The organism is Streptomyces sp. NPDC059456, assembly GCF_042750055.1.
In the GTDB taxonomy this organism is placed as follows: domain Bacteria; phylum Actinomycetota; class Actinomycetes; order Streptomycetales; family Streptomycetaceae; genus Streptomyces.
On the sequence record NZ_JBHYVA010000435.1, the window covers coordinates 1 to 7,307 of the forward strand.

The 7,307-nt window shown below is 71.6% G+C and carries 10 protein-coding genes; all 10 read right to left on the reverse strand.

The features are described 5' to 3' along the window. Positions 1 to 57 precede the first annotated feature (57 nt). Entirely contained in the window at positions 58 to 630 is a 573-nt protein-coding gene (locus ACFXA3_RS29380; protein ID WP_385191565.1) for an FABP family protein, read from the reverse strand. Between the two features lie 275 nt (positions 631 to 905). Continuing rightward, on the reverse strand, positions 906 to 1,844 hold the full coding sequence (locus ACFXA3_RS29385) for a hypothetical protein (protein ID WP_385191567.1): 939 nt from the start codon (positions 1,842 to 1,844) through the stop codon (positions 906 to 908). Then, a complete protein-coding gene (locus tag ACFXA3_RS29390; RefSeq protein ID WP_385191568.1) occupies positions 1,841 to 2,695 on the reverse strand; it encodes a hypothetical protein in 855 nt (284 codons plus the stop codon). Before ACFXA3_RS29390 ends, ACFXA3_RS29385 begins: the two co-directional genes overlap by 4 nt. Next, complete coding sequence (locus tag ACFXA3_RS29395; RefSeq protein ID WP_385191570.1) at positions 2,692 to 3,465, reverse strand: hypothetical protein; 774 nt, start codon at positions 3,463 to 3,465, stop codon at positions 2,692 to 2,694. The genes ACFXA3_RS29390 and ACFXA3_RS29395 overlap by 4 nt, the downstream gene beginning before the upstream one ends. A gap of 116 nt (positions 3,466 to 3,581) precedes the next feature. Further along, on the reverse strand, positions 3,582 to 3,845 hold the full coding sequence (locus ACFXA3_RS29400; RefSeq protein ID WP_054225783.1) for a DUF3099 domain-containing protein: 264 nt from the start codon (positions 3,843 to 3,845) through the stop codon (positions 3,582 to 3,584). Between the two features lie 129 nt (positions 3,846 to 3,974). After that, a complete protein-coding gene (locus ACFXA3_RS29405; protein ID WP_327284077.1) occupies positions 3,975 to 4,265 on the reverse strand; it encodes a DUF1416 domain-containing protein in 291 nt (96 codons plus the stop codon). A 63-nt stretch (positions 4,266 to 4,328) separates the two neighbouring features. Next, on the reverse strand, positions 4,329 to 5,174 hold the full coding sequence (locus ACFXA3_RS29410) for a sulfurtransferase (protein ID WP_030300854.1): 846 nt from the start codon (positions 5,172 to 5,174) through the stop codon (positions 4,329 to 4,331). A gap of 209 nt (positions 5,175 to 5,383) precedes the next feature. Further along, the gene (locus ACFXA3_RS29415) at positions 5,384 to 5,473 is read right to left on the reverse strand and encodes an Ms5788A family Cys-rich leader peptide (protein WP_350875872.1); all 90 of its coding nucleotides are present in this window, start codon (positions 5,471 to 5,473) and stop codon (positions 5,384 to 5,386) included. A gap of 155 nt (positions 5,474 to 5,628) precedes the next feature. Then, entirely contained in the window at positions 5,629 to 6,303 is a 675-nt protein-coding gene (locus ACFXA3_RS29420; RefSeq protein WP_385191572.1) for a DUF2993 domain-containing protein, read from the reverse strand. A gap of 131 nt (positions 6,304 to 6,434) precedes the next feature. Further along, positions 6,435 to 7,307, reverse strand: an 873-nt coding sequence (locus ACFXA3_RS29425) for a hypothetical protein (RefSeq protein ID WP_385191573.1), incomplete at its 5' end; no start/stop codon positions are given.

The window sequence follows — 7,307 nt, forward strand, 5'->3', positions numbered from 1 at the left end:
GGTCCCGCGCGCGCGGGGCCCGGCGGCCCGGCCCCGCGCCCCCCTTCGCGTACGGACTCAGCGGAAGAAGGCGATGCCGTCGTCGGGCATGTCGGGGAGGTTGCGCGCCATCTCGGCGACTTCCTCGGGGGTGACGACCTTCTTGAGCTGGGCCGACATGTACGGGCGCAGCTCGACGTCCGGCGTGGCCTTCTCGCCGACCCACATCAGGTCGCTCTTGACGTAGCCGTAGAGCCGCTTGCCGCCGCTGTACGGGCCGGAGGCCGCGGTGCGGGCGACGGCGTCGGTCACCAGGTCGATCTGCGGCTTCTGGTCGGCGAGCTCGCCGTACCAGACCTCGACGACGCCCTGGTCGCGGACCATGACGATCTCGACCTTGCGGTCCTTGTCGATGCGCCAGTAGCCGGACTCGGACTCCAGCGGCCTCACCTGGTTGCCCTCGGCGTCGAGGACCCAGCTGTGGGAGGTGTACTCCAGGAAGTCCCGGCCGTCGTGGCTGAAGACGACTTCCTGGCCGAAGTTGCACTTCTCTTCACCGGGGAAGTCGAAGACGCCCGCGCCCTCCCAGGTACCGAGGAGGAAGGCGAGGGGGACGAGGCCCGGGTTCAGGTCGGACGGGATCTGGATCATGAATGGCTGCTCAGGCGATCTGTGGGAGGGGTTCCGGGTCCGGGTCGGCGGCCGATCGGATGATCAGCGCTGGCCCTGGTACAGCTTCTTCACTGCGAGGCCGGTGAAGGCGAGCACGCCGACGCAGACCAGGACCAGCAGGGAGGTGAAGAATGCCTCAAGCACGGGGTGCTCCTCGAAGTGATGTGGGCGTGTACGGGGCCGGTCCCCAAGCCTACTGGCCCGGGGACCGGCGCACTCCGTGAGGTAGGCCGCACGCCGCTCCCGGGGGGTGATCAGCCCAGCAGCTGGCTCTGCAGGATCAGCGTCTGGTGGAACGGGACGACCGGGGCCTGTCCCTTGCGGGTCTGCAGGACCAGGGCCTGGATGTCGCCCGACTGGACGCAGCCGAACCGGACCTGCTCGTCGCCCGTCGGCTTGGCCTCCTGGTAGAGCGTGACGTCGTGGCCACTGCGCCAGGAGGGGCCGGCGGCCGCGACGTCGCTGCCCAGGTCGTTGCGCTGGGTCCTCTTGGCCTCGCTCCAGACCGGGTCGGTCTCCAGCACCGGGGCGTTGGCCAGGCCCGTGGACACGGTGCAGCCCTTGAAGGCGTCCACGAATCCCGGACCGTCGAAACGCAGCAGGTAGATGTGGGTGCGGGTGCCGTCCGGGGTGGTCCAGCCGCGCCCGGCGATCTGGCGCAGCCCGTCGTTCACGAGCTGCGTCTTGAGCTTCTCCCGCTCGCCGTCCCGGTACTCCTCCAAGAAGGCGTCGACCGTCACCGCCTCGTCCTTCTCCCGCTTCAGCGTGGGGTCGGCGCTCGCGCCGGCGGGGGCGGGGAGCAGCAGCTGGTTCAGCCCGGCGTAATGGACGCCTTCCCGGTTGTCCTCGGCGAACGGCAGCGCGGCGCCCGCCGGCAGCTGCGGCTTGACCAGCTCCGGGTACGTCCAGCGGCCGTCGCCTCTGGTGGACAGGCCGGGAACGTCGGTGCGCTCGGGCCGGGTGATCCCGTACGTGACCGCCGAGGCGACCGCGGCGAAAACGACGACGGCGGCCGTCCAGCGCAGGGCGGCGAACAGGGCGCGGCGGTCCTTGGGCGCGGGCGGCGCGGACTCGACGGACGGCGCGGCGGTCCCGGCCCCGGACGGCGCCTGCTCGACGGGCGCCTGCTCGACGGGCGCCCGTTCGACGGGCACCTGCTCCGGGGCGGTCTCGGCGGTGTTCTGCTCGGTCACACGGACTCCCCGGGGGACTTCAGGTGGTTCAGCTGCCGCTTGAACAGGTCGGCGCCGTCATGGGTGGAGAACGGCTTGCGCCCGTACATCCGGAAGGCCACGAGCACGTCGCCCTGGAGGGCCACGCAGTCCATGGCGCCGATCTTGTCCTTGTCCTCGGTCTTCTCCTTGCCGAGGGTCTCCAGCGCGCACTTGGCGTCCGGGTAGCCCTCGATCTTCGGAGCGTCGCCGTCCTCGCCGGTCAGCTCCAGGAGCTTCTTGCTGAACTCGGAGAACTTCGCCAGGGCCTGGGGCTCGGCCTGGGTGAGGTGGATCTCCACCACCTGGCTCTCACGGACCTGCCGGTAGCTGCGTCCGGCCATGCCCTTGAGCTTCAGGTCGGCCAGCGCCTTGTCGCGCTGTGCCTGCTGGTCGCCGGACAGCCCGGAGCGCACGTCCTTGAAGGACTGCAGGGCCCGCTCGCCCGACACGTAGAAGTCGTTGCCGTCCTCGTCGATGTCCGGGCCGGGCTCGAAGCCGCCGGGGAGCGGCAGCAGCTTGCCCGTCAGCGCGTTCGGCGGCACGGTCGGCTTGGGACCCGACGTTGCGGTGGGCCGGGGGCCGGGGTCAGCCACGCTCCAGTAGCGGGTCGGCGAGGTGCGGTCGGCGCCGGCGATCCGTCCGGCACCCCAGAGGCCGCCGCCCACGAGGACGGCGACGGCGACCGCGCCCGCGATCAGCGCCGCGGTGCGGCGGCTGCGCGGCCGGGGCACGGTGGCCGGCGTAGCGTCGGGTGCCGGCTCGGGGGCGGCCGGCTCGGGAGCGGCCGGCTCGGCCGTCACGGCCTTCGCGGCGTCCTTCGGTTCGCTCACAGCCGCTCCCACTGTCGCTTCGCGATCTCGGCGACGTCGTTCTCGTCGACGACGCCGCGGTTGTTCATGTACTCGATCTCCATGACGATGCCGCCGCGCCGGGCGACGACCCGGGCCCACTTCGTCGGGAGGTAACCCGCCTTCTCCCGCTGCTCCGAGGCCACCCACAGGTGCCCGAAGTCGGCGGGCACGCCGGGCAGGTCCTTGCCGGGGTTGCCCATGTACTCCTTGGTGTCCAGGTAGCCGTGGGCGTGCTGGTACCAGTCGGCACCGGAGCGGTCCCGGTACTGGAAGAGCCGGATCGTGACGAAGTTCCGGTCGTCCTGCGCCCACTCCAGCGCGGCGATCCGCCGCACGCCGTGGTCGATCTGGCTGGCCAGACCGCCGCCCGGCTGCTTGTAGTAGTCCGCCGCGAACTCGTCCAGGGACTGGCTCCCCGAAGAGCGGACCTGGGCCCCGGCCGGGGCCTCGATCAGGAGTTTTGCCAGGCCGTCTTCCGTCGTGTCCCAGCGGCCCGCGTTGATGGTGCGCGTGCTCGTCGACTCGTTCGGGGCCTGCGGCTTCGGCTGGTCGATCTTCTCCTGCGCCAGGGGCGGCAGGGGCGTGGGCGCGCGGTCGTACTGGATCGCGTAGCCGGTGACCGTGCCCGCGAGCACGCCGAGGACGGCGGCCGCGGAGATCAGGAGGACCGTACGGCGGCGGCCGCGGGGGCGGCGCGCTCCGCTCTCCTCCCCTTCCGGCCGCTCAGGGATGGTTTGTGCGTGTTCCAAAGGAGTCCCCCCACAGGACGTGAAGCGCCGGGTGGTGATCACCCGTGCACAGCCATGACCTGTACGGGAGGGGGCTGGTTGTACGCGTGCTTATTACATTCTTATCTCGCGGCGCTTCAGTCCTCGTGACGCCGCTTTCCGTCCAGTTCGTCCCACCACTCGTCGGACTTCGGATCCCCCGAGGGGTCGTCCCACCAGCGGTCTTCCGGCCCGCGCCGGTTCGCGATCATCGCGGCGACCGGCGGGATGACCATGGCGACCACGCACAGGGCCACGGCCGCCTCCACCGAGAAGAGGCGCACGAAGGACCAGGCGGAGACGAACAGGAAGATGCATCCGCCCATCAGGAGGAAGTAGACGCGGCGCCGCCGGGCGTACATGACTCCAGGGTAGGGCGGGCCCCCGGGAACACAAGCGCGTGGACGGCGCGAAGGGCCGCACCCCGTTCCAGTGGCGTCCAACCCCCTGGGGTGCGGCCCTTCGGCCGGTCATGCAGGCGTGCGGTGCTCTCAGACCGCGATCGCCACGTCCGTCACGCCGCCGGCCTCGGCCACGACCACGGCGCGGTCCGCCTGGGCGCCGGGGACCAGCGCGCGCAGGGTCCACGTGCCGGTCGCCGCGTAGAAGCGGAACTGGCCGGTCGCCGAGGTCGGGACCTCGGCCGTGAACTCGCCCGTCGAGTCGAGCAGGCGCACGTAGCCGCTGACGGGCTCGCCGTCCTTGGTCACCTGGCCCTGGATGGCGGTCTCACCGGGCTTGAGCGTCGCGAGGTCGGGCCCGCCGATCTGTGCTCCACACATGTTCTCTGTCCTGTCCTAGAGAGGTCGTATCTACGGAGGGCGTCGCGTGCCCGGCCGTCGTGGTTACTTGTTGGCGCCGAGCTCGATCGGCACGCCGACCAGGGAGCCGTACTCGGTCCAGGAGCCGTCGTAGTTCTTGACGTTCTCCTGGCCCAGGAGCTCGTGCAGCACGAACCAGGTCAGCGCGGAGCGCTCACCGATGCGGCAGTACGCGATGGTGTCCTTCGACAGGTCGACCTGCTCGGCCTCGTAGAGGGCGGTCAGCTCCTCGTCGGACTTGAACGTGCCGTCGTCGTTGGCGTTCTTCGACCACGGGATGTTGCGGGCGCTCGGCACGTGGCCGGGGCGCTGCGACTGCTCCTGCGGGAGGTGCGCCGGGGCGAGCAGCTTGCCGGAGAACTCGTCGGGCGAGCGGACGTCGACCAGGTTCTGGGCGCCGATCGCGGCCACGACGTCGTCGCGGAAGGCGCGGATCGAGGCGTCCTGCGGCTGGGCCTTGTACTGGGTGGCCGGGCGGTTCGGGACCTCGGTGCCGTCGACCAGGTCGCGGGAGTCGAGCTCCCACTTCTTGCGGCCGCCGTCGAGGAGGCGGACGTCCTGGTGGCCGTACAGCTTGAAGTACCAGTAGGCGTAGGACGCGAACCAGTTGTTGTTGCCGCCGTAGAGGACGACGGTGTCGTCGTTGGAGATGCCCTTGGCGGAGAGGAGCTTCTCGAAGCCCTCCTGGTCCACGAAGTCGCGGCGGACCGGGTCCTGGAGGTCCTGCTTCCAGTCGATCCGGACGGCGTTGGTGATGTGGTTCTTGTCGTAGGCGGACGTGTCCTCGTCCACCTCGACGATGACGACGTTGGCGTCGTTCAGGTGGGCCTCGACCCAGTCGGCGTCGACGAGGACGTCGCTGCGGCTCATGGTGTTCTCCTCCGGGGCAGTGTGCGGCGGGGCGTGCTGTGCAGGTGCAGGTGCTGTGGGGCGTTCTGCGGGTGCTGCTGGTGCGTAGCGCTGCGGGCCGCGTCCTCGGGCACTGTGCGGGGAGGCGCCAGTGGGCGGGAAGGGGCGGCTGCGGTGCGGTCACGCGGGAAGTACGGTCGTCCGGCTGATGGAGCGGAAGCGCTCACAGGTCACATGGATCGACAGAGCATGGCGGCGACGCGACACAGGTCTACTGCCCGTCGCTTCGTGAGGTCCGCCTGCTGATGCTTCATAGCCATGGATCGTAGGGACGAACCGGCCGCCCTGTCACCGGCGTGTCATATTCCGAGACAGGATCGTCCGAATGGCGGGATGCGTATGCCCCGGACCGGCCGCCGCACCGCCTCCGGGGCCTCCGTACGGCCCGTCCTTCTGCGGATCGGACCGTCCTGTCTCACGATCCGGCCAGCGCCACGTTCGTGCCGCTCAGGGTGAGGTGCACGCCCGACTCGTCGGAGGTCAGCGTGTCCAGCTTGAGCCCGGCCGGCAGGCCGCCGTCGAGCCGGCGGTCGAAGTCGGTCTGCTTGCGGACCGCGCTCTCGACGCCGGGCAGGCCCGCGCCCGGTATGTCGTCCGCCCGGACCCGGACCGTCTTGGTGCCGCCCGGGGCGTCCACGAGGGTGACGGTCGACACCACGCTGGGGGCGAGCCTGCGGCCGAGGACCTCCACCGCCGCCGTGACCTTCACCTTGCCGGGCGCCCCGCCGTAGGTGACCGTCACCCCGGTCTGGGAGGCCTCGGTCAGGTCCCGGTACGTGACGAGGGCCGTGCCCTCGGCCCGCCGGGCGGTGCCACCGCTGTAGTCGCCGTTCAGCTTCACGCCGCGGAAGGTGGCGTTCAGCTGCGAGAGGCGCGTTTTGCGGCCGTCCGACACGGCCTGGACGCCGTCCAGCTTCACGTCGACCTGTTCGAGGTCGTGACTGAGCGCCTGGGTCAGGAACGGGAAGCCGTGGATGTCCACCTCCGTGGACCCGGCGAGGCCCTGGCGCGCCTGTATGCGCTCGGCCAGCCGGTTCTCGGCGTAGTTCACCGCCCAGCGGTCGACGCCGGCGAACAGTGCACCGAGCACCACTCCGATGATCACAACGACACGCAGGAACCGCACGTGCCCCACCCCCTGTAGATCGGTACGTGCGTTCTAGTGGACCATGGTCGGCCGCCGGGCGGCGGACGGCCACGGTCCACGGCGCGTCTCCCCCGTCAGCCGACCACCCGGCCGATCAGGTAGACGGCGGGAGCGGCCGCCGCCAGCGGCAGCGCGACACCGGCCGTCATGTGGACGAACTTCGACGGGTAGTCGTACGCGGCCACCCGCAGCCCGATCAGCGCGCACACCCCCGCGGCCAGGCCGACCAGCGCCCCGCCCGCACCGACGGAGGTCAGTTCGCCGACCGCGATCCCGGCTCCGGCGGCGGCGGCCAGCGAGACACCGACGGAGGCCGGGGTCGGCAGCGGCAGCGCACGGGTGAACACCGCGACGGCCACGGCGACCGCGCCGACGGTGACGGCGGCGGAGCCGGCGGCCAGGTAGCCGGCACAGACGATGGCGAGCGCGGCGGAGGCCACGGAGGCCATCAGCCCGTACATCCGCTCGTCGGGGTCGGCGTGGCTGCGCAGCTGGAGGACCAGCGTGAGCAGGACCCAGGCCCCGAGGGTGCCGATGATCGCGCCGGGGCCGTACGTGTCGTCGACGGCGAGCACGGCGGCGTCGGCGACGAGGGCCCCGAGGAAGGCGAGGGCGATGCCCTGGCGGGCCGGCCACATGCCGTTGAGCCGGAACCAGCCGGCCGCGGTGAGCCCCTGGAGGACCACCAGCGGAACGAGCAGCGCGAGGTCCCCGAGGGCGGCGGCACCGGCCAGCAGCAGCCCGAGGCCGGCGGTCAGCACGGCCGACTGCGGACCCGGGTCGATGATCGGCGACCGGCCTTCGGCCCGGGCCTGGGCGGGGTCGACGGCGCGCAGGGTGTTCCCCCCGAGGGTCGGCGGCGAGTACTCGGGCGCCTCACCCGGGACCTCGCCGCCCGGACCGGCCGCGGCGGCCGCGGGCCGGTCCGCGGGCGCGGGACCGACCGG

Excerpts from the sequence above, each read along its gene's own strand:
- ACFXA3_RS29380 (WP_385191565.1), bottom strand. The coding sequence starts at position 630 with ATGATCCAGATCCCGTCCGACCTGAACCCGGGCCTCGTCCCCCTCGCC.
- ACFXA3_RS29400 (WP_054225783.1), bottom strand. The coding sequence starts at position 3,845 with ATGTACGCCCGGCGGCGCCGCGTCTACTTCCTCCTGATGGGCGGATGC.
- ACFXA3_RS29405 (WP_327284077.1), bottom strand. The coding sequence starts at position 4,265 with ATGTGTGGAGCACAGATCGGCGGGCCCGACCTCGCGACGCTCAAGCCC.
- ACFXA3_RS29410 (WP_030300854.1), bottom strand. The coding sequence starts at position 5,174 with ATGAGCCGCAGCGACGTCCTCGTCGACGCCGACTGGGTCGAGGCCCAC.
- ACFXA3_RS29415 (WP_350875872.1), bottom strand. The coding sequence starts at position 5,473 with ATGGCTATGAAGCATCAGCAGGCGGACCTCACGAAGCGACGGGCAGTA.